This is a genomic window from Cuneatibacter caecimuris (assembly GCF_004216775.1).
Lineage (GTDB): Bacteria > Bacillota > Clostridia > Lachnospirales > Lachnospiraceae > Cuneatibacter > Cuneatibacter caecimuris.
Genome location: NZ_SGXF01000005.1, coordinates 211,931 through 232,318, shown reverse-complemented (window position 1 = coordinate 232,318; position 20,388 = coordinate 211,931). Strand labels below are relative to the sequence as shown.

Here is a 20,388-nt window from a genome sequence, read left to right as displayed (position 1 = left end):
TACTTAAAGCTCGACATCGCACATCATCGCGATATACTCAACATCAGACTTAAGCTTTGCCTGTTCCAGTTCTTTCTGCGGAATATCCCGCAGGACAAACCACGATTTTTCATTGACGGTCGTTACCTGTACCAGATCCATATTCTCATGAATTTCTTCATTGGTTCCGTCACTGATGATAACCGGGGAACACGTTCCGTCAAAGATGGAAGCGTCAACGGCCTCCTCGGAAATGAAATTGTTTCCGTTCATGGTAAGGTTGTCAAGGACGGTTCCATCGGCAAGGGTGATTCTATAAGTTTTCTCATCCATTTTGATTCTTCCTTTCACTAATTTTTTCTGTTATAACACAAAAGCTCGTCACCTGAGTACGGTGTTTTCTTTCGGAGCGAGGGGGCACGAGGCCCCCCAGATTCAGCTAACCAACCAAACCGAAGACCGGACGAACCCCACGAGAGTACGAAGCGCCGGCGTAGACCGCAGTGCCAACGCTGCCCACACGAGCGAAATAAGCCGAAGAAACGACGTCTCTCAGCCACTGAGTCTGTCTCTGCGGATTGATAAATCTCGGATAAAGCTTCATCAATGCCAACTGGGTTTTGTCGATGGTGTAACGGTTCGGAACGAAAGAACCGTCTCCAGCCGGAGTAAATACCAGACTTCCGTACATCATAATCTCATTCGGAAGCTCAACCGTAGAATCGTACCAGGCGCCGGCAGAAGGATAACCGTTGGTCACGGCATTGGTCAGATATTCCCTGTGGGTGAGAATGTTGGCAGAACCGAAAGCTGAGTTCACCAAAGTCTTTGCATTGGCAAGATTGTCTGTGTACATCTGAGAGCCGACATAGCCGCCGGTAGTGATGTTAGTTTCGTTCATCTTTGCGCTATACAAAATGCCATCCGGCATAATCACCAGATGAGGGGTTGTACAGGCCGTATCACCGTCATTCAGCCAGTAGTTGATATCAACGATTCTCCAGATCCTGTCCCCGATAGTCCAGTAATCCCCGATAAAGAATCCTTTAAATGTACCAGCCTTAATCTGGGCTTTCTGAGCCGTTGTCAAAGCCGTTCCAAGATTCTTTCCGCGGAAAATATTCCGGCGCTGCTCCACAGAGATAACCGAGTCCAAAATCCCCCAGAAAGCATCGTTGACGGTAATACCCTTATTGCCGTCCGCAGCAGAAACCATCAGCCTATCCGTCGCGGAAACCGACGAAACCTGTGTGAGCTGCGAAACATCCATCTTGGCAAGATAGTCCTGGGAAGAACTAACTGCCACAAGTGCCGCAAGCAAATCCCTTGCAAGGATTGTTTTTGTCCCGCCGTCCCCGTCCACAAGTAAGACGTTGTTGGCGAGGAGCTGCGTTACTTTTTCGTAATCTGTAATTTTCATTACTTAATCCACCTTTCTTTTTAATCGGTAACAAATATAGCCTGACTGGAGATCGGGTTGTTCCCACTGTCAAGAATTTGTTCAGTTGAATAAGACCGACCGTTCAAACCTCTGGAACTACTGTCTTTAACAGCATCTTCAGTAGAGTCTAATACAGAATATAAACCTCTTCTTGCATTATCTCTGAGGTATCCAGACACCTGGAATTCTTTCGGTATGCCTTCCATGAATTTAGCTAACAGACCAGAGTAAGTCCGGCTCTCAATCGGATTTTCGTTGTTATCCATAACCGGGTTCTTCTCTGCATCTGTAATCGCCTGTAAAAATACGAAGATATTATCAAACATAGGCGCCTCCTTTACTTTGTGACAAATATGGTTTTGCCTCTGATAACATCACCTTTATCATCAAGGAGCTGCTCTGTCTGATCTGCATCCGGGTTGTTCACATACAGCCATGTACCGCCATCGGTCAGAATCTGATAAACTGTGAATTCCGTAGCGAGTCCGTCAAATGCCTGTTCGATAGCTTCCAACCGTCGTTTCACATCTTCGAGTTCCTTGCCAACGTCCGAATCTGTTTCAACAACAAATGTAACTCGTTTTCCCTCAATCGGCTTACTATCCCCATCCAGAATTGATGTGTCAGAAGAGTCGTTCAAGCCATCATAAATCGAGTGGGTGTTTGTAAGCTCATTTTGAAAATCTGCAAGCTTATTTATCCGCTCGTTGAGAAGGACAAGCTGATTAGCGAATGCCGAAACATCCTCGCCATCAATGAGATCCTTAATGGAGTCCCACCAGTCTCGAAAATCCTTGTCGATAGAGTTCTTCCAATCGGTAAACTCTTTGGTGTTGGCATTCACATAATCATAGAACCAGCCACTCCAAAGAGCTTTCCAGTTGGCGTTCGTCTCCTGCATTTCCGTAGTTTGACTGCTGAAAAACTCCTCCCACTGATGTTCCCAGTTCAGATAGGCTTCCTGAATCTCCGTTGTCTGAGCTTCAAACCATATCCTCCACTGATTTTTCCAGAAAGAGCTGTACTCTGTGAAATCATCTGTTACAAGCTTTTTCCAGTACGCCAACTCCCTGCTGCTATTGTTGACATAGTCGTAAAACCACTTTTGCCACATATCTTTCCAGTAATCAGCAGTATCGGTAATTTCATTCACATGCGCGTTATAAAACTCCTCCCACTGATGTTCCCAGTTCAGATAGGCTTCCTGAATCTCCGTTGTCTGAGCTTCAAACCATATCCTCCACTGATTTTTCCAGAAAGAATTTGTAGACTCCATGTCAGCAGTCTGAGCACCATAGAACGCTTTCCATTGATCTCCCCACTGCGCTACCAAAGCATCAATTGACATCTTTTCAAGCGGAGCCGTAACAAACGGGCACGCTGACGTGCCAACACAGTTTGTGATGTTTGCCTGTCTGATTGCTGTCACACCGGCATTTACACGGATATAGGCAAGCGGGTACTGCCAACGGTCATTCGTCTTTATCAGTGTCGGATTTTTCGGATTGGATGCGGGGGTGCCTTTGATAATCTTGATGGAATTCGCGCGCACCGATTCCCTGGCATCAACTTCCAGCACGATCGCGTCAATTCGGTTCAGAATCACTTCCGATAAGGGAAGGGTCAGAGGCAATAGGGCGTCATTCAATGTCCATGTGTGATTAAACCATGCTCTGCCGATTCCGACATTCACCATCATGCCTTCGGATTCCTTAACCATCATGGCGGTACCGTAATGCTGCAATACACCGTCCCGGATAATCCCATCAAAAATACGGGACATCTGAATTGCATCATATCTTCGGTCATGGTTTTTGGAATTGTAAAATCCATAGGTAACACTCATTATTCATCGCCTCCTTCCGTTGTTTTAAATGTTGGATATACGGATGCCCCTTCGGAATCTTCGGTCATAACGATTTCCACAATCCGGGCTTTCGTTTCATGCCCATACTCATTCGCAATCTGAACAACATCGCCGTTGAAGAAATCTTCACCATATTTGAACATGACGGTGGTTTCCACTTGACCCTCGAACGATGTGACATCCGTATTCTCCGCTAACTTTTCTCTCCCCCTTTGTTGCAGCAATGCCGTATACTCGGCATCGGTTAAAGTGACATCGTTGCCGACATCCGAAGAAATATCCCTTGCATCGGTAAAAAGCTCCCGGCGACTCAAGCCACTTCCGCCGCCAACTGTCGTGTATCTTCTTGCAGAACCCTCTCCCTCACCGCCAACCAGTGTAACATTTTTCAACGCTGACTTTGATTCAACATAATTGCTGTTGATGATGTTTTCGAAATTGGGGGAAAAGACCACATATGGATTTGCAGTCTGATCATAAGACCTGTCAACACCAGCATAGAGCTTGAACACGAATTGCTTTTTATCGTTCAGTGTAATCTTGAAACCGATATCACGTTCGCTGCAAATCTTGTTTATCACATCGTATAGATTGTCCCCCGTATACTGAGCATCAATTGTCAACTTTGTAATCGCCGGGTCCGTAGATGCTTCAAAAATGAAATTGCTGATACGACGATTGCTGTCGGAAGGAGAGATGATGTTTTCATTCAGGAGTGTCTGAATTCCATTTTGAAGATTTCCTCTTATGGTCCGTTGTCCCCAGACAATTCTCCTGTCTAAGATAGATTCCAGCGACCTACCGGTTACGGTGATATGATTTCCGTCCTCGGAATCCGAAGTGATTCTTATCTTTTCAATAATCATGCAATGCTCCGATTCCCGATTCTGCAAATAGTAATCCTGCCGTATGTAACTGAGAATGGTACTCGTCATGGATGTAAAAAGCTCGAAATCGCCATACTCATAATATCGGTCCGTCCAGATAAAGGACTCGTACACATCCACAATGGAGACCGCATCCAGATTTGTGTTTAAAACTATCAAATCCATCGCTATACCCCCTCGTAAATAATCCGATTCTCTATCTTGAACTGCAAGTTACTGCTTCCTTCTTCCGCGGTATACGCAAACACATTGTCGCCTTTCGCAAGCTGAAACCAATCAGCCGCTTTATCCAAACAGTTAAGAATGTTGGTTGTTTTTCCGTTCCGCAGAAGAGTAATGGACTTTTTCCCCTTGACGGTACAGATAGTGATTTCATCGCCTGCTACAATTCCAGAACCCGTAAAAGCCTTCATCTTATCAGTATCGATACGCATGATCTCACGGGTTCCGGTATTGTATATGGTGATGTTGCGGGCTTCGCCGATGGCGTGAATGGTAATCGTCACACCAATCTCGGCATCTCCGCTATACACAACCGTCTTTTCCATCTGGTTCTGAATCTCACCCATTTCCAGCAGACATTCGTACAAGGATTCGTTGCTGAAAGGAAACTCAAACAACGGCTCCACACCATAGAAAATCGTGGTGTTAATTCCGTCTTCCCCGGCAGAATAAAAGAAAGGATTCGGACACACAATAGAGACATCCGAACCCTCTTCTTTACTGAATATATCCGGTTCATTCGATTCGGTATACCCGTCAATTTCCGCTGAACGGTTATCTGTTTCAATCAGCAGCGTAAGTTTTTTCTTTATCGGAAAATACTTGTACGATAACTGACGTACATCCTCAATCGAATCTTTCCAAAGATACTTCAAAGAAATAACTATGTTCCGTTTCTGGAGTCTGGCAGAGTTGAACAAATCTCCGTCAGTTGTAGCGATTTCGGTTGTATTGATGTTCGCTTTTCCAGACCCCAGACCGGTTACAGAGGTAACCACAAAACCGGATTCCTCCGGCCTCGCAAGTACCAACTTAATACTATCGCCAAGATAGTTTGTAACAGTGATTGACTTAATCACGCTTTCACCATCCTTTCCATCGCCGAGAACTGATTCTTTGTCTGCCGATAAATCTCAACTCTCGACAGTGCCTTAGGCGAATAGTTATTTTGTGTAAATGTAAATGTGTTTCCTGCATTTGGAGAATTTTCTCCATTTTGAACATCCGCGGTCTCCTGTCGATTCATACCCGTACTGATGGATAATGCCCGTGTCCTGCTGAACATCGCATTCAACCTGCTTGTTCCGGCCTCTACATTTGACAAATCAAGAACTGGACGAATGGTCGGCTGAGTATCAATGTCGCTGTCAATAAAATCCTTGACCTTGGAGATTGCATTGCTAAGTCCCGTTCTCGCGGCTTTCGCCATTCCAGAACCGGCTTTGTACGCTTTCTCTGTGTAGTCGCCAATCGCATTTACAAACGCCACACCGAAGAAATCGCCAATCCGATAACCCACCTTGGAAGGGGAGTGTTCATCAAGTTCTTTCTCCGCCGCCCTAGCAGCCGCGGCCGCCATAGCTCTCGCCTTTGCTTCGGCTTTATATGTGTTCTCGCTGATACCTTTAGCAAACCCATCTACGAGATAGGAACCGGCATCATAGAACTGTCCATAGTAATCCTTGACCCCAGAGATGGCGCCGCCGAGACTGGAAGTAAATGCATTCTTTGCATCTGCATCTTTGCTCCTTACCCCGGCAATAAATTTCACCATGCACTGTTCTCCAGCGCTTTGGAATTCTGAATACTTGTTCTTGATAGCCGTTAAACAACCACTAATAATATTTGTGAATGTATTTCTGGCATCCGTATCCTTTGCTCGAACACCTGCGATAAATCTCACCATTGTCTGTGTTCCAACTGACTGAAATTCCGAATATTTGTTCTTAATCGCCGTCAAGCAACCGCTGATAATGTTCGTAAAGGTACTTCGGGCACTGTTATCCTGGGTTTTCACCCCGGCAATAAATTTCACCATAAGGGTAGAGCCGGCAGTCTGAAAATCTCGCTGCTTTGCATTGATAGCTGTAAGAACCGCCTGAACCAGTGTCGTGAATGTTGTTGTCAACGTTGTTTTCTTGGCATTTGCAGCATTGACGAATGTTGTCAGCATATTAGAAGCCGCTGCCGTTACCTTTGAATTTGCGTTATTAAACGCGTTGATAAAACCAGTAATTCCAGCTTCTCCAAGCTTTGTCAATGCAGAGCCGAAGGATGTCATTCCACTTGTATCCAATCCGGCCATACCTGTTGCCATATCAACCAGTCTATTTGTCTGTGTGATTACACTAGATAACAGACCAGTATCAATACCGCTGATATAGCCATAGTAAGAACTGAAATATGAGCCAAAAGAACTCATGTCCTTACCAAAATCGGCAAGCGTTTTATCATCGGAGAACCAGCCACCTTCTTTCGGCAAACTCTTTTGAAGCTCAACAATGGAAGTCGCAGCGTTTGTAGTTGATGTTACGATACCTGCATCAACGTTCTTCATGTAGTCCGAGTATTTCGAAAAGTTCTCGCCGAACAGCACTAAGCTCTCGCCAAATGCGCCAATATCATTGTCTCCCGTAAACCAGCTTACAACACCACCGGTATTTGGAAGTGTGTTTGCTAACTCGACCAGAGACTTTCCGGCTGTTGCTGAGTTTGTTATAGCATCTACATCTATTCCTGATATTGCATCGGAGTAAGATTTCATAGCCTTTCCAAACGGAACAAGCTGTTCGCCGAACATATCCATATCATTTTCGCCAGCGAAGAACCCAACTACTCCGCCACTGTTTGGAACTGTCTTTGCCAACTCTACTAAGGCTTTACCAGCCGTTGCTGAATTGACGATAGCGTCAGCATCCAATCCCTTTACAGCCGTTGAAAAATCCATCATAGCCTCGCCGAACGGAATCAATTGCTCGCCGAACGCCTTCATATCGTTGTCACCGGCAAAGAAACTTACCACGCCTCCTGTATTCGGAATTGTAGAAGCCATTTCGGTCATTGCTTTTCCTGCAATAGCCGCTTCCGTAACGGCGTTTGCATCAAGTCCTGCTATGGAAGCACCAAACGCCATCATTGCCTCACCAAAGGGAACAAGTTGCTCGCCAAATTCCTTCATGTCGTTTTCGCCAGTAAAGAAACCAATAACGCCCCCCGAATTTGGCAGCGTAGAAGCCATCTCTGCCAGTGTTTTTCCGGCAGTTGCAGCATTTGCCACGAGACCGGCATCCATACCAGCAATTTCTATCGAAAAGTCCTTCATCGCCTTTCCGAACGGAACAAGTTCTTCTGCAAACCCAGATAACGATGATCCGCCAGTCAACCAAGATGTCAAGCCCTGTAAAATATCAGCCGCTGTCAGAATGAGAATTGTCTCAGCAAGCGCTTTCACTCCATCCATCATAGAAGGCTCTATTTTAGATGCGCCCTCAATAAACGGCTGAATATTCGTCATAAATGCTGACAAATCCGCTCCGATTTGTGGGAACTGACTGGACACGCCGCTCATAAATCCACCGACAATACCGCCAATAAATTGACCGATTGCGGTACCAATGCCTTCCAGCAATTTTCCGCCTTCGCCAATCAGCCAGGACAGTCCAGGAATCTGTGCCAATGCACCAATAGCCGCCAGCACAAGCGCCAGCTCTGCGATAACAACACCCATTCCCAACACACCAGCCATCGCGCCCGGAACCAAAGAGGCAACCGCGCTTAACGCCAACATAATTGCTGAAAGCAGACCGATGCCAGCAATGCCTTTCACCAGTGTATCCACATCGATACCGCTAAGCGCATCAACAATGCCAGAGAAGAATGCCATAAGAACATCTATGGCAACCTTGATAAGCTCCGGCAGATTTTTTGCGATCCCCTCCAACACTTTAATCAGGAACTGGAAGATAGAATCAACAATTGACGGCGTATATTTCACAAGTGCTTCTAACACTGCGGCGATTAACGCAAGTGCGCCATCCGCAATCTGAGGAACACATTCCAAGAGAACATCAAGCAGTGACAAAACAACAGCCTTGATAGCCTCACCAATGGCAGGCGCGCTCTCCGCAATTACGCGGCAGAATGCGATAATACCTTCTCCGATTTTCTCAAGCACAGCAGGAATCAGCGCTGCTACTCCTGTAATAATAACCGTCAGAGATGCAACAATAGCAGTTGCCCCAGCAGCTCCAGCCGCAGCCAAAGCCGTAAAACCTACCGCCAAAGCGGATAACCCCGTTCCGGCTGCCAAAAGTCCGGCTCCGATGGCAAGGACCCCAACGCCGATAAGAGCAAAAGCACCGCTTAATCCCAAAATTGTCGGTACGAGTGGAGTAAGAACGGCTCCAGCAACACCAAGAACGGTAAAAGCCCCGGCAATGGTAACCAAGCCCTTTGCGATGGATACCCAACTCATAGCACCAAGAACAGAAAGAACCGGCGTCAATACTGCCAAAGCAGCCGCAGCTACAAGCATAGCAGCAGAACCGCTAAGAGTACCTTTCATAAAGTTCAAACCAACCGCAAGTTCTGTTAAAGCAACGCCCATAGTCACAAGACCTTTCGCGATCTGCTCCCATGAGAAATTCCCCATCTTACCAAGAGAATGCGCTACAATTTCAAGCGCTGCTCCAACGATAACCAGCCCAGTTCCAATACCGACCATATTCTTCGGCATCAGTTTTGTAGCAATGGCAACTTCCGCTAAAGCACCGCCCATGGCCGTTAAACCCTTCCCAATCTGCTCCCATGAAAACTGAGCGAAATCCGACATTGCCGAAGCAAATATCTTCATCGCCGCTGCAATCTCTATCAAAGCAAGACCGGAAGAAATCACATGTTTCGCATTCCCTGTAAGATTGGTAAATGCTGCGACTTCGGCAAGCAGTATGCCAACACTGGTAAGACCTTTCCCGATTTCTTCCCATTTCATCTCGCCAAAGTCTTTGCAAACAGAGGCAAGAATCTTCATCGCCGCTGCAAGAATTACCATACCCGTTGCTGTACTTATTGCTTTTCCGCCAAACTTTGCCGTGTTCAAGAAAATGTCTACTTCGGCAAGCAGTACACCTACTCCAACTAAACCTTTTCCCAACTGCTCCCATTCCAAATCTGCAAGATCTTTTACAACGGAAGCAAGGATTTTGACGGCCGCTGCAAGAATCACCATACCCGTTGCTGTAGAAGTGGCTTTCTTGCTAAATTTTGCGGTAGCCATAAAAGCATCGAGCTCGGCAAGCAATACTCCGACACCAACCAAACCTTTTGCCAACTGCTCCCAACTTAAATCTGCTAACTTTTTGACTGCGCTGGAAAGAATGAGGACAGCTCCAGCAAACACGATCAGCTTTGTAGAACCTTTCCCGGTAAATCCGCCAAGTTTGTTGAATACCGCCATCGCACCAATTAAATCGGCGAACATAACAGTCATCGCACCAAGCGATGCCGAAAGCTTCTCGCTGTCAATCAAAGAAATGACCACAATAGAAGCCGCCAAAATTCCTATTGCCGTTGCAATTTTAAGCAAGGTACCCGCTTTCAATTGCGTTTGATATGCTTCAAAACAGCCCCTGACACCATCAAGAATGCCGGTCACTCCGTCCAAAATCCCCTGCAAACCTTCAAGCGGTTCGGTAAAGCTTTTCAAGAATTTAGTTACAGCGAGCGCAATTCCGCCAATAGAAAGACCGTTCAGTAAGTCAATGGCACCGCTGAAATCGGCGTTGCTTACTTTTTCAATCAATGTATCAGCCAAACCGCTAAGAGCCTTTGCAATCCCTCCGCCAATCGCTTTAACGCCATTCCATAAAGCCTGAAGTAGCTGTAAAAACTTGCAGTTTGCCAACGCATTTCCCATCGCTTCAATAGCATTGAGAACTCCGTTTTTCATGTTTCCTGCGGACTCTCCAACATGAGACATCCGTTCGTGAATCCGTTCAAGAGTAGCGTGAATTAACTCCAACCCCGGAAGCTTGATTTTCTCTTTGACCAGATTCAGGAAATCTTTGAGTGATTCTTTTATCTCGTCCAAATCCGGAAGGTTGAATCTGTCTTTTATTTCTGCCGCAAAATCTTTGAACGCTCCGGCGGCTTTTCCAACAAATCCAATAACGCCTTGAATTGCCTTGTTAAAAATATCATTTTTCTTGATAAATTCATCAAGAGCCACAAGCCATTCGCCAATACCTCCGGTCACGGTCAGAATTCCGCCGCCAAGATCATCCAATCCTCCAAATAAGGGAACAATCGCATTGAATACCGCCGAAAAAGCCTGTTTCACAATATCCAGAACCGCAAACAGTCCTTTGAAGGTATTTTTCAGATTTTTGGATGCGGATTCGCCAAGCTTCAAATGAGAAGTGAACTCTTTCAATCCAACCGTAAGATTGTAAAGCCGCTCAGAAGTAATAGGCGGAAATATTTCACGAAATCCTTCGGATATTGGTTTAACAACACTGGCGAGACCCTCAAAAGCATTTTTAGCTGCCTCAATCAAAGCGGTACGCCCGCCCATATCTTTCCAGCCTTGCAACATGGAATTGCGGGCATCCGACTGAGCATCGATGAACCCGCCGATTGCGTTGCTCAAGCTTGTCCACAGCGTTTTCGCTTCCTCGAAGTCACCGAACAGAATCTCCCATGTCATAGCCCAGCCGGAACCAACCGCTTCTTTCAGCGTGTCCATCAACTGAGTAAAAGTTTTTACTTCCTGGGCAGCAGCAAAAGCCTTCTTACCGATTTCCGTTGTTTCATCAGCATAGTCCCGCAAGGTATTGACAAGAACATCCGTCGTCATCCACTGATACTGCAAACTATCGTTGAAATTCTTCGTGGCGTTGATTGCCTCGTCCATAGTGGAACCCTGATTATTCTCCGTTAAAACACGGTACATCCCATCCGCGGTCTTTTCCACTGTTCCGGCTGCAACAGCTGCTTCCAAAAGCTGTGTCTTGAATTCCACGGTCGCCATATTTGCGTTTTCAATGGATTTCCAGTCAATCAGCTTTACATAACCCGCCGATAAAGCCTGCGCGAAGTTATACATAGCTCTGGAAGCTTCATTCGCGTTTGCACCAGAAATGGCGGCTTCATTTGATATACCCTGAATCGCCATTACAGCATCTTCCAGCTTGACTCCGGCATTTGTGAATTTACCGATGTTTGAAGTCATATCCTGAAACGAATAAATCGTTTTATCCGAATATGTATTCAACTCCTGAAGATATCCGTTTACTTCTTCCAAAGAAGCACCGGTACTCATCATGATTGTCTGAATCGAACCCATCTTCAGTTCGTATTCTTCAAATCCCTGGGAAATCGGTTCTATAGTAAGCGAATGAAGCATCTGCTTTCCGGTATTGATAACCGAATTGGTAATGTTAGCGAGAGCGGTTACAGCCATGACTTCAAATGCTGAGAATTTGGCATGAACCGTTTCCACTGCACTGGTAAGCCCGGACATATTGCAGTTTTTTGCCGCGGAGTTCACATCCTCCAGGCCCTTTGCAGCACCGTCTAAATTTAGACTGCGCTTCAGCTTGTCAAGCGTCGAGAGGCTGGTCTGGACATTCTGCTCGAACTGTTTGTTATCGAACCGCATTTCGACAACTCTTTCGTCAACGGTCTTGCTCATAGCTTCGTAACCTCCCTCCATGCTTCATTTGCGATTTTGTCAAAAATAGGCTGGATAGCAGGATTGATATAATCTCGACCCTGTACCCAGCCGCCGTTTCTTGTTCCATGCCCGTATTGCAGAATGATGGCAATTGGAACTCCATTTTGAATGTTTGAGTTATAAAACGAAATCGTTACTGACCCGCTTTTATTGTTAATCTCGTATCGCCACGAACTGGCGGTTTTTCCGGAATCGACAGGTGTTGCAGACGCAAGGGCGGCTACTCCCTCTCGACCGTACTTATCAAGGTCTCCGAGTTTAACAACCTCTTTTGCCCTCTCTAAATACCTTGTCAATTTAGAGAAGTCGCCCTTTTGTCTGAACGTTATCATATGAAATTCTCCTCTACATAAGCGCATTTACCCGGCTCTGAACTGCGGAATAGTCATAGCCGGCCTTTTTCAGCCGGTTCTTCCGATCTTCACCGACGCCCCATTTTCCCTGTATGACTTCACGGGCCACAGCATCAACCGATTTCTTGGAAGAAGAGACGAGAGCGTTGACGCGGTTCTGGATCTCACTGTAGTTGTAGCCGGCCTTGGTTAGCGCCTCTTTGCGGGCATCTCCGTTACCCCATTTCCCGGCAATCACTTCCCGCGCCACTTCGTCTACGGACTTCTTGGAAACCCCAGCCTTTCCGGAAAGGATAGCGTTTACACGCCCCTGAACCTCAGCGTAATTGTAACCAGCCGCAGTAAGGGAATTTTTACGAGCATCGCCGTTACCCCAAGCTCCATGAATCACCTCGTTGGCAATCTCATCTATGGTCTTCTTCGTTTCCGGAGAAACAACGGTTGAAGTGCCGGCTGCATACTTCGGACGGGCGAACCCACGGATATACCCCCAGCCGACATTGATAGTACGGCGGTCAACCCTTTCGCCCTTATTACCCTCGATACAGACAATTGTGTCACCGTAGACCTGTTCCACATAACCAATATGGTCGGCATAACCATCATTCGGCTGTGTGGAATCGTCCCAGTTGAACAGAATTACGTCGCCGACCTCAGGCTTCACAGATCCGTCCTCAATCCAGATGCCTTTTTCCTCGAAGATTTCGATGTGCTTTTCGCAGCCCACTTCGGTCCCAATCAGGTCAACAGCTCCCGCCTTAATTGCACAGGCGGATACGAATGCGTCGCACCATTCGTCGGTAGTCTTTATTGCATAACCGCGAGCAAGCGGCTTGTGGGAATTGTAAGTATCCAAAATCTCTTTGAACTTCCCGTTTGCTTCGGAATAGCCAAGCCAGCCACGGGCAACATCCAGCACAGCATTTGCCGTTACCCCAGTTACAACTGTGCCGCTTTCTTCTACAAAGTAGTAGTTCATGTCAACATTTCCACTGATTCCCGGAACGCTGCCCTTACTGCTGTATTGATGGAAAGAGCAGGAATAATCAGCATCGCCGCTCCAATCGGCAAGCCACTTGACATATTTGTCAAGCAGATCGTGGTCATACCAGTTCCGGTAGTAATCGATGTTAAAATAAATCCCGGCCTTATATCCGAAAGATTCCACCGTTTCACAGAAAGCTTTCGTATGTGCGTTGCATTCAGCTCTCCCAAGTGTCACGCCGGAAGCCGCTGCCTTTGTGACTGTGTCATACTCGAAGTCGAAGAACACGATAGTGTCTTTGCCGAGGCCGGCTTTCTGGAGATTCGCGATACATGATTGCGCTTCCTGCTTCGCCTGTTCAGCATTGAGTGCATAAGAAAAGTGGTACACACCCATAACGGTAAGCCCCACTTCCTTGCATTTCCTTGCATTCTCAAAGAATCTGGAATCCGCTGTCTGTCTGTAGCCCTCTCTGAGAATTACAAACTCGATCCCGCTATTCTTAACCTTCCCAGCATCAATATTTCCTTGCCAGGTTGAGATATCTATTCCGCGTTTTTTAAACATGATTATCACCCCTTTGAATTTAATTGTTTTCTTCGTGCCGCATTCAAAGCAGCGTTGCGTTTCATGATTTCCCTTCTGCTTCTCTTTTTAGGCGGCGAATTTTTGATGTTGCACACCTTAATAAGAGTAAGAAGCCGGTTCAGATGCCACTTTTGACACTCAAACGGAATATTCAAAGCAATCATCCAGTAGTAAATAATCTCTGCCGTAACCTGTTCCCGGCTGGCTTTTACTGCCTTTTCCTCCGTAAAACGTGTGGCAGTCATCGGAGCGTCAATATACCGGTTAATCTGGTCGATACAAGATGTTGTCAGGTAGTTGTACACTTCCGGATTCACATTTTGCGTGAGTGTCATACATTGCACATAATCCAAAGTTTCCTCAAGCGTCTTTTCCTGCTTTGTAAGGAAAGGCTTGCACCATTTGGATTCCCATTTTGAAAGGGAGACAAGGGAATGCTCCAACTGCAATGTTTGCTCTTTGGGATAGATAAACATCTGATTTATTTCATCCCATTGCTCCTCGCCAGCAGGTATTGTAATTCGCAACATTCCCTCCACCTCCTCTTGCTTTCAGATTTAATTTGTTACCGGAGCCAACGCCGGTGCCGCTACACCCTGTCTGGAATTCGGGACGATGCCGTTCACAAACTTTGCCGCTGCATCCGCATTGGTTGCCAGCTCCATGAACAGGACAGAATAAGCCTCCGTTTCAGAAAAAGCCTTGGACAGCTCGTCAGACTTGATAAACCGTTTTCCATCCGGACTCTTTTCACCGTAGGCTTTAAGAATCAGTTCTTTGAAAATCTTGATAATGGCCGGGGTATCCTGTGCAGCCACAATTCTCCGAATCATCTCGGACAGCCCGCCGGTAGTTCCCATTTCCATCTCCATACACTCCGCTTCGGAAAGGTTGAAGTAATGATCTTCGGTACGCTCCGTACCGTTATAATCCGTATAGGTAATTGCTTTCTTTAACATGATAATTTTTCTCCTTTCAATAAAAAAAAGAGCCGCCAGCTTTTACACTGAAACGGCTCCCTTGTCTGTTTATATGTGCGATTGTAAATTAACCCGCAATCTGGGTAGTTTCCTGATAAAGCTTCAGGATTTCATCCGGCAGCGGCAGTCTTGCATCGACACCATCGTCTCCACCCTCAGTAGTAGGTTCCGTGCCATAAAGGATTTCCTCCAGCTTGGCCATGAACTTGGCATCGAACTTGGTGGAGTCGAACGTAAGACACGCCGTCGGTTTCAGCTTCTTGCCGTCGATGACCGTATTGATAGCCACCGGAGTCGTACTGATCTCCCAGGAAAGCGTGATCGGTTCCGGGCTGTCATTGATGGTGGAATAGCCTTTCTCGGACGGAGCCGCCAAAGCACCGTAAATCAGATGCAGCTTATAGCCATAGTCATTGTTGTCAACATCGTTGCCCAGAATCGTCCGGTAAGAGAGACCGAACGTCTTTCTGGACTGCTGTCCCGCAAACATGCCGGGCACAACTTCCACGGAACCATCGCACTCCGCAAATTCATCCGGATACATATACGCCTCGATAGTAGCTCCGAATTCCTCCGCCGACATGAGATTCAGATACTTAATATTGTCCGCGTAAATCGGAGAAGCCTCCGCTCCGGAAGGGCTTTCCGACACAGCACTCAGACCATTCCACGCAACGCCTTTATTGTAAACGCCACCAGTCTGAATAGGGTAAAGAACGCCATGATCGACACCGGTCTCATACAGACGCTCGCCAGTTTTATCCCAAACAAGTTTCATAGATTTGTTCCTCCTTTAAAAGAATATTTCAAAGACATCATGATTCAGATTGTCTTTTTCGTAATGCCGGTTATAGCCGCAAAGCGGCAAAGCAGCCACTTTACCTACAATCGGGCTATCCGGGTCTTTGTCAATGACTGTCACCAAATATTTTCGTTGAGATAAATAAACCCCGTCATTTGCATACTTCTTATCAATGTCTTCAAGACCGTATACAATGGCGGGGTATTTCATCTTAACAGAAGTGGGAGGCTGAAAATAAGCGCGACAGTCGAGACCTTCATTCGGACAACCCAAAATCTCACATAAAATATTATGTAGTTTCAGACGCCTGCTCATTATAAACACCTCCCACCGTAAGTATCAATCTCGGATACTGTACTTCCACGTTGGAAATTTTCCATTTCGCGCCCATAAACCCAACGTACCGCATAGCATGAAAATTCTCATTGGCAAACGGATCGGCGACAATACTAATCTCATTTGCGATGTTGATGTCATCGTTGAGTGTTTCGGTGCTTTGAAGCCTGCGCGTGTTTCGGGTCAGGTCGCCAAAGTACATATGCTCTGTAATCTTCTCGTCCCACACGCCGGGCCTTGTTTCCACCATTTCAGCGTAGCCGATTGGTCCGTAAAATTTCGCCATTTTGAATTTTCACCTCCAACGGATTGCTTAGCCGCTCACAGAAGGAGTTGTAGACTCGCTCCCGGAAGAAGTAGATTTAACCAGCTCCTCAATAACGATGGCTGATTTGATTCTGGTAAGCTGACCGGACTTCCTCGTTTCCAGCAGTGACTGAAGCTGATTGAACTTGATATCGAAATCGGTGAAATGCGTCACATCACCGCCCTTGGAGGCACCGTAACCATAGTCAGCCATATTCACACAAATTGCGTGAAGCGTATGCTTAGCTCCAGTGGCATCGGTACGAACCTTTCCCTCGAACTGAGTAACCTCATAAATATTGGCAACACCCAGCGCCGCAGCCAGTTCAGTATCGGTCTCGTAAATACGACGGCCGTTACGGTCACGGGCGAGAATCATGGTGTTGTGCATATCGGTAGTAATGAACAGATCAGGCTTGCCGGTACCGCGGAAGTCCTTGCGGGCTTTGCGCAGAGCTGTAACCATAGCTTCCGCATAGATGAAGCTTTCACCGAAATACTGCTCAGTATTGGCGCCCTGAAGTTCCTTAGCCATAGCAGCAAAGTCCACATCCTTGTGGATGGTATACAGCTCGTCATCAGTCCAGATAGGTCGGATCTTATCGGGGAAGATTTTCTCAGGATCGCTGTTGGGACGCTCATCACCCAGCATAGTAGCAACAGCCAGAGTTTCCTTCAAAGAAATCTGGTCGATGCTGTACTGGAACTGAACATAATCGAAATCTTCGATGTCCACCACATCATCACGATGAAGCTCAGAAGTAACATATACGGTCTGAGGGTCGGTGGTACGTCTTACCAGCTCATAGTTACCGGTAATCTTCTTCTCTTTTCCTTTCTGATAACCCTTAGCAGCCAGCGCATCGATGTTCCGAATGTCTACATGAGAAGTGCGAACCCGCCCGTGAGGGATTTTCTGAGTCTTGGCCATGATAGCATCAACCCATCCCATATCATTGGTGATGAGTTCGGGAGTGCGACTGGGATGAGCCTCAACATACTCCGGGAACATAGTGGTGATGTTTCCGTTGCCAGTCTGAACAAAACCGCTGATGTCAGCGTGCTGGAGTCCGTGCTCCTCACTGTAGATTTTCATAGCAAGCTTCAGAGAACCAACGTTGCTGGATTTGGCAAGCTCCAGAATTTCGCTCTGAGCCGCATGAGAGAGAACATTGTCCTGAGTCTCGCCCTTGTTGTCAAACACATTATGTTTCATATCTTCGTTTCCTCCTTTAGAATCGTCATTGTTATCTTTCTGCTCCCCGTTTTCACCGAGAGCCATACCGACCATAGCCAGAACCACATTCTGCTCTTTTTCATCGAGCTTCTTACAAATCCGGTCAAAGACTTCGCCGACAGTCTCATCGTCATCCGACGGTTTATCGTCCGGTTTCTTATCCTTAGATTCGCCTTTATCATCCGGCTTCTTGTCTTTGGGTTCGTCCTCATCATCCGAATGATAGAGCATGATGTTCTCGTTGTAGTTAATGATCAGCTCGTCCTCAACGGCAACGCCGTGATTCATAACCGTATCGATGTAGGCTCCGGGATTTGCGCCGGCCAAAACGAGGCTAACCTCACGGATAATACCGTGAACGACATCTTTTCCCATCTGTTTCAACTGATTTGCTGCGATAGACAAAGAGACGACATCTCCATGCTGAACCAGCTTTTTAGCAGTCTGACCGGATTCAGTATCATTGAAGGTGCAGTAGGCATAAACACCATCGTCCCTATTTTCCAGCAACGCATGTCCCAAAACATTATCCTGGGAATCATGCTGGTGGTTCCAAACCAGGCTTACAGTCTCGCCATCCTGCTGTTTAAAAGCATTCTTACGGATAATTCTTCCGTCGGCGCACTGTAAATCATTTCTTGTGGCCCAGCCACTGAAATCATATTTCGCCATTTTGAAATTTCCTCCTTACTTCTTTTTCTTTGATGATTTACCTTTGCGCTTGGATATCTTCGGCATCTCAGCAGCAATCTTATCAAATTCTCTTTGATAGATTTCCTCATAAGAAGAATCCAAAGACTCCTTTGCTGCTTTATATGCTTCTCTGGCCGCGGAGATTGCTGACTTCAGCTCATTAGCAACCTGCTTTCGCTCGGCTGAAGCATTTGCAGAATTATCCGCCCGTTCTTCTTTTGTTTGTTCCGACACCCGCTGCTTTTTCATAGTGGCATCAGAGCGAACATCTTCTTTACTGGACTGAGATTCTTCGCTTACCTTTGATTTTGCCGCTTTCGAATCCGAACGCAACTTAGCGATTTTCTCGTTACGCTCAGCTATCCGCTTTGCCCGTTCTGCTTTTGGCAAACTGTCCGGAATCTTTTCGGCCATAAGACGTTCTATAGCAGAATTAGTTTTGGACGTTATCCTTTCCTTCGCTGCCGTTGAAGTTTTTTCGATGTCTTCTAAATCAGATTTTTTATCCGAATCTATTGACTCCTTTTTACGAGATGCCCTTTTGGTTAAAGCATCGTTCAATTCCCTCAGGCGTGCGGAAATTTGTTCTCTTGTAGCCGATGCTCTTTCTCTAAGCGCTGTTATAGTTTGTTTTCGCTTTTCCTGTTCCTCCTCAACCTTAGCCTTCTTCTCGGCTTTGATTTCATTTTTGGTATAGGACCAGACTTTCTTTCCCTCATCCGAAAGCTTAGTAGCCGAACGTCGTCCCTTCAGTTCTCTGGTTCGCATATAATATTCGTGAGCTTTTTGAGGGTCATAATAGGGAGAAGCATAATGCTGAAGATCATTGTCCATCTACGAATCACCCTCCTCTTCCTCGTCATCAGAAATGTAATCGCCGATTATCTTTTCTATTTCAGCTTCAAGACTATCCAACAATTCATTTACAATGCGATCTTGCTCACTTTCACCAGTTGAAACTTCTTCATCGGTCGTTGTCGAATTTCCAGATTTGACCTCTGCTTCTGTCTGGTTAAGATTCTTATTCCGAAGTTCATCCGCTTTCGGGTCTTTCGATGGTTTCCACCCAATCGTCTGCCGCATCTCATTTGAAGTTGCAATCTCGTTGCGGGTCAACTTATCAGAAATCTCAGCCAACTCGGTAACAGGAACCAACTTGAACGGATCTCTAAAGAACATGATTGACTGCTTTTGAGAGCGTGCAGTTTTTGTCAGAAACTTTCGCTTCATTTCATCAACAATAGCAGAAACAATCGGCTCAATTGTCCGGTTATAGTAATTGAGCATCGTCGTTTCATCGGCGGTACCGTCTAATATACTCTGAGTGATTCCTAACTGGCTGTATAGCATACTCGTTAAGTATTCAATCTGGGTCATTAGATTGTTCCCGACAGAACGATTCAACTGAGTGATATGCTCGGTACCATCGGTATAAGCAATACCATACTTAGAACCCGACAATTGCTGTTCGATATCTTTACGCCGTTTTTCGGCCTGTTGACGCCTTGCTTCTGTCTTGATGACATACGGGAGCTGGATAATTAAATCCAGTTTTCCGGAACTGCTTTGCTCATCGACAACGTCCAAAAGATTCAACTTCCGGATTAACCGCTGCATTGTGGAATTTGGTTCATTGATAACTGCATACAGCGGATTTTCAATAATCGCAACTGCTTCCTTTGGCATGAGGATGTCTTCTTTTAAACCAGTATTCTCGTTGTAAACCTGAACACGAATATGCTTTGGATACCATTCGAGAATTTTTCCGGTTCGCATCTTGTCGATGTCAAATGAACCCGCTACTCCATCTTCCGGATCATCATCGGTATCGGTAGGCACAATAGCCACGCATCCTTCGTCCAGCATCGACATGACGACATCCTGAATAAAAGAACGCCCGGTCTGATCTATATTGGCTTCCAAAGAAAGACAATTGTTCAAACCGGACTTTATAACCTCAAGAAACCGTTCATTATCATCCAAACGGACATGCTGAATGTTAATCGCAGCCGCATCCAATGCGATACGATTATATACGGAAGTGACAATAGACCTCTCATTTCCTCTGGTAAGGCGGGGACGGTCTGGCCGGTAAGAATATCCGGTTCCGATATCGCGGTAATAGTTTTGCTGACCGTTACTTCGGAAAGCATTCCAGGCATGTCTAAACCTGGAACCAATCGCTACATCCATTTTTCT

17 protein-coding genes are annotated in these 20,388 nt (G+C 46.2%); all 17 read right to left on the bottom strand.

Features of this window, described 5'->3' with window-relative positions; all coding sequences use genetic code 11:
• Positions 1–3 precede the first annotated feature (3 nt).
• Positions 4–312, bottom strand: a complete 309-nt coding sequence (locus EV209_RS12705; protein ID WP_130435839.1) for a hypothetical protein — start codon at positions 310–312, stop codon at positions 4–6.
• Between the two features lie 106 nt (positions 313–418).
• Positions 419–1,399, bottom strand: coding sequence for a hypothetical protein (locus EV209_RS12700; RefSeq protein ID WP_130435838.1), 981 nt, complete (start codon positions 1,397–1,399; stop codon positions 419–421).
• 20 nt (positions 1,400–1,419) lie between these two features.
• Positions 1,420–1,746: a hypothetical protein gene (locus EV209_RS12695; RefSeq protein ID WP_130435837.1), complete on the bottom strand. Its 327-nt coding sequence runs from the start codon at positions 1,744–1,746 to the stop codon at positions 1,420–1,422.
• A gap of 11 nt (positions 1,747–1,757) precedes the next feature.
• Entirely contained in the window at positions 1,758–3,266 is a 1,509-nt protein-coding gene (locus tag EV209_RS16715) for a hypothetical protein (RefSeq protein ID WP_243647592.1), read from the bottom strand.
• A complete protein-coding gene (locus EV209_RS12685) occupies positions 3,266–4,339 on the bottom strand; it encodes a siphovirus ReqiPepy6 Gp37-like family protein (RefSeq protein ID WP_130435836.1) in 1,074 nt (357 codons plus the stop codon). The genes EV209_RS16715 and EV209_RS12685 overlap by 1 nt, the downstream gene beginning before the upstream one ends.
• A 2-nt stretch (positions 4,340–4,341) precedes the next feature.
• Positions 4,342–5,256 carry a phage distal tail protein gene (locus tag EV209_RS12680; protein WP_130435835.1) on the bottom strand — a complete coding sequence of 305 codons (915 nt, stop codon included), beginning with the start codon at positions 5,254–5,256 and terminating at the stop codon, positions 4,342–4,344.
• Complete coding sequence (locus EV209_RS12675; protein WP_130435834.1) at positions 5,253–11,867, bottom strand: tape measure protein; 6,615 nt, start codon at positions 11,865–11,867, stop codon at positions 5,253–5,255. The genes EV209_RS12680 and EV209_RS12675 overlap by 4 nt, the downstream gene beginning before the upstream one ends.
• Entirely contained in the window at positions 11,864–12,241 is a 378-nt protein-coding gene (locus EV209_RS12670; protein WP_130435833.1) for an HK97 gp10 family phage protein, read from the bottom strand. The genes EV209_RS12675 and EV209_RS12670 overlap by 4 nt, the downstream gene beginning before the upstream one ends.
• A gap of 13 nt (positions 12,242–12,254) precedes the next feature.
• Positions 12,255–13,814 (bottom strand): GH25 family lysozyme, encoded by a 1,560-nt coding sequence (locus EV209_RS12665; protein ID WP_130435832.1) that lies wholly within the window; start codon positions 13,812–13,814, stop codon positions 12,255–12,257.
• A 5-nt stretch (positions 13,815–13,819) separates the two neighbouring features.
• Positions 13,820–14,365 carry a hypothetical protein gene (locus EV209_RS12660; RefSeq protein ID WP_130435831.1) on the bottom strand — a complete coding sequence of 182 codons (546 nt, stop codon included), beginning with the start codon at positions 14,363–14,365 and terminating at the stop codon, positions 13,820–13,822.
• Between the two features lie 27 nt (positions 14,366–14,392).
• Positions 14,393–14,794 (bottom strand): hypothetical protein, encoded by a 402-nt coding sequence (locus EV209_RS12655; RefSeq protein WP_130435830.1) that lies wholly within the window; start codon positions 14,792–14,794, stop codon positions 14,393–14,395.
• An 88-nt stretch (positions 14,795–14,882) separates the two neighbouring features.
• The gene (locus EV209_RS12650) at positions 14,883–15,593 is read right to left on the bottom strand and encodes a hypothetical protein (RefSeq protein ID WP_130435829.1); all 711 of its coding nucleotides are present in this window, start codon (positions 15,591–15,593) and stop codon (positions 14,883–14,885) included.
• A 15-nt stretch (positions 15,594–15,608) separates the two neighbouring features.
• Complete coding sequence (locus tag EV209_RS12645; protein WP_207220614.1) at positions 15,609–15,932, bottom strand: hypothetical protein; 324 nt, start codon at positions 15,930–15,932, stop codon at positions 15,609–15,611.
• Positions 15,907–16,203: a DUF7253 family protein gene (locus tag EV209_RS12640; protein WP_243647591.1), complete on the bottom strand. Its 297-nt coding sequence runs from the start codon at positions 16,201–16,203 to the stop codon at positions 15,907–15,909. Before EV209_RS12640 ends, EV209_RS12645 begins: the two co-directional genes overlap by 26 nt.
• 63 nt (positions 16,204–16,266) lie before the next feature.
• Complete coding sequence (locus EV209_RS12635; RefSeq protein ID WP_130435827.1) at positions 16,267–18,168, bottom strand: HK97 family phage prohead protease; 1,902 nt, start codon at positions 18,166–18,168, stop codon at positions 16,267–16,269.
• 15 nt (positions 18,169–18,183) lie between these two features.
• Positions 18,184–19,023, bottom strand: a complete 840-nt coding sequence (locus EV209_RS12630) for a hypothetical protein (RefSeq protein ID WP_130435826.1) — start codon at positions 19,021–19,023, stop codon at positions 18,184–18,186.
• On the bottom strand, positions 19,024–20,382 hold the full coding sequence (locus EV209_RS12625; RefSeq protein WP_130435825.1) for a phage portal protein: 1,359 nt from the start codon (positions 20,380–20,382) through the stop codon (positions 19,024–19,026).
• Positions 20,383–20,388: the final 6 nt, after the last annotated feature.

Coding starts and splice junctions, on each gene's coding strand:
- EV209_RS12705 (WP_130435839.1), bottom strand. CDS start 312: ATGGATGAGAAAACTTATAGAATCACCCTTGCCGATGGAACCGTCCTT.
- EV209_RS12700 (WP_130435838.1), bottom strand. CDS start 1,399: ATGAAAATTACAGATTACGAAAAAGTAACGCAGCTCCTCGCCAACAAC.
- EV209_RS12695 (WP_130435837.1), bottom strand. CDS start 1,746: ATGTTTGATAATATCTTCGTATTTTTACAGGCGATTACAGATGCAGAG.
- EV209_RS16715 (WP_243647592.1), bottom strand. CDS start 3,266: ATGAGTGTTACCTATGGATTTTACAATTCCAAAAACCATGACCGAAGA.
- EV209_RS12685 (WP_130435836.1), bottom strand. CDS start 4,339: ATGGATTTGATAGTTTTAAACACAAATCTGGATGCGGTCTCCATTGTG.
- EV209_RS12675 (WP_130435834.1), bottom strand. CDS start 11,867: ATGAGCAAGACCGTTGACGAAAGAGTTGTCGAAATGCGGTTCGATAAC.
- EV209_RS12670 (WP_130435833.1), bottom strand. CDS start 12,241: ATGATAACGTTCAGACAAAAGGGCGACTTCTCTAAATTGACAAGGTAT.
- EV209_RS12665 (WP_130435832.1), bottom strand. CDS start 13,814: ATGTTTAAAAAACGCGGAATAGATATCTCAACCTGGCAAGGAAATATT.
- EV209_RS12660 (WP_130435831.1), bottom strand. CDS start 14,365: ATGTTGCGAATTACAATACCTGCTGGCGAGGAGCAATGGGATGAAATA.
- EV209_RS12655 (WP_130435830.1), bottom strand. CDS start 14,794: ATGTTAAAGAAAGCAATTACCTATACGGATTATAACGGTACGGAGCGT.
- EV209_RS12650 (WP_130435829.1), bottom strand. CDS start 15,593: ATGAAACTTGTTTGGGATAAAACTGGCGAGCGTCTGTATGAGACCGGT.
- EV209_RS12645 (WP_207220614.1), bottom strand. CDS start 15,932: ATGAGCAGGCGTCTGAAACTACATAATATTTTATGTGAGATTTTGGGT.
- EV209_RS12640 (WP_243647591.1), bottom strand. CDS start 16,203: ATGGTGGAAACAAGGCCCGGCGTGTGGGACGAGAAGATTACAGAGCAT.
- EV209_RS12635 (WP_130435827.1), bottom strand. CDS start 18,168: ATGGCGAAATATGATTTCAGTGGCTGGGCCACAAGAAATGATTTACAG.
- EV209_RS12630 (WP_130435826.1), bottom strand. CDS start 19,023: ATGGACAATGATCTTCAGCATTATGCTTCTCCCTATTATGACCCTCAA.
- EV209_RS12625 (WP_130435825.1), bottom strand. CDS start 20,382: ATGGATGTAGCGATTGGTTCCAGGTTTAGACATGCCTGGAATGCTTTC.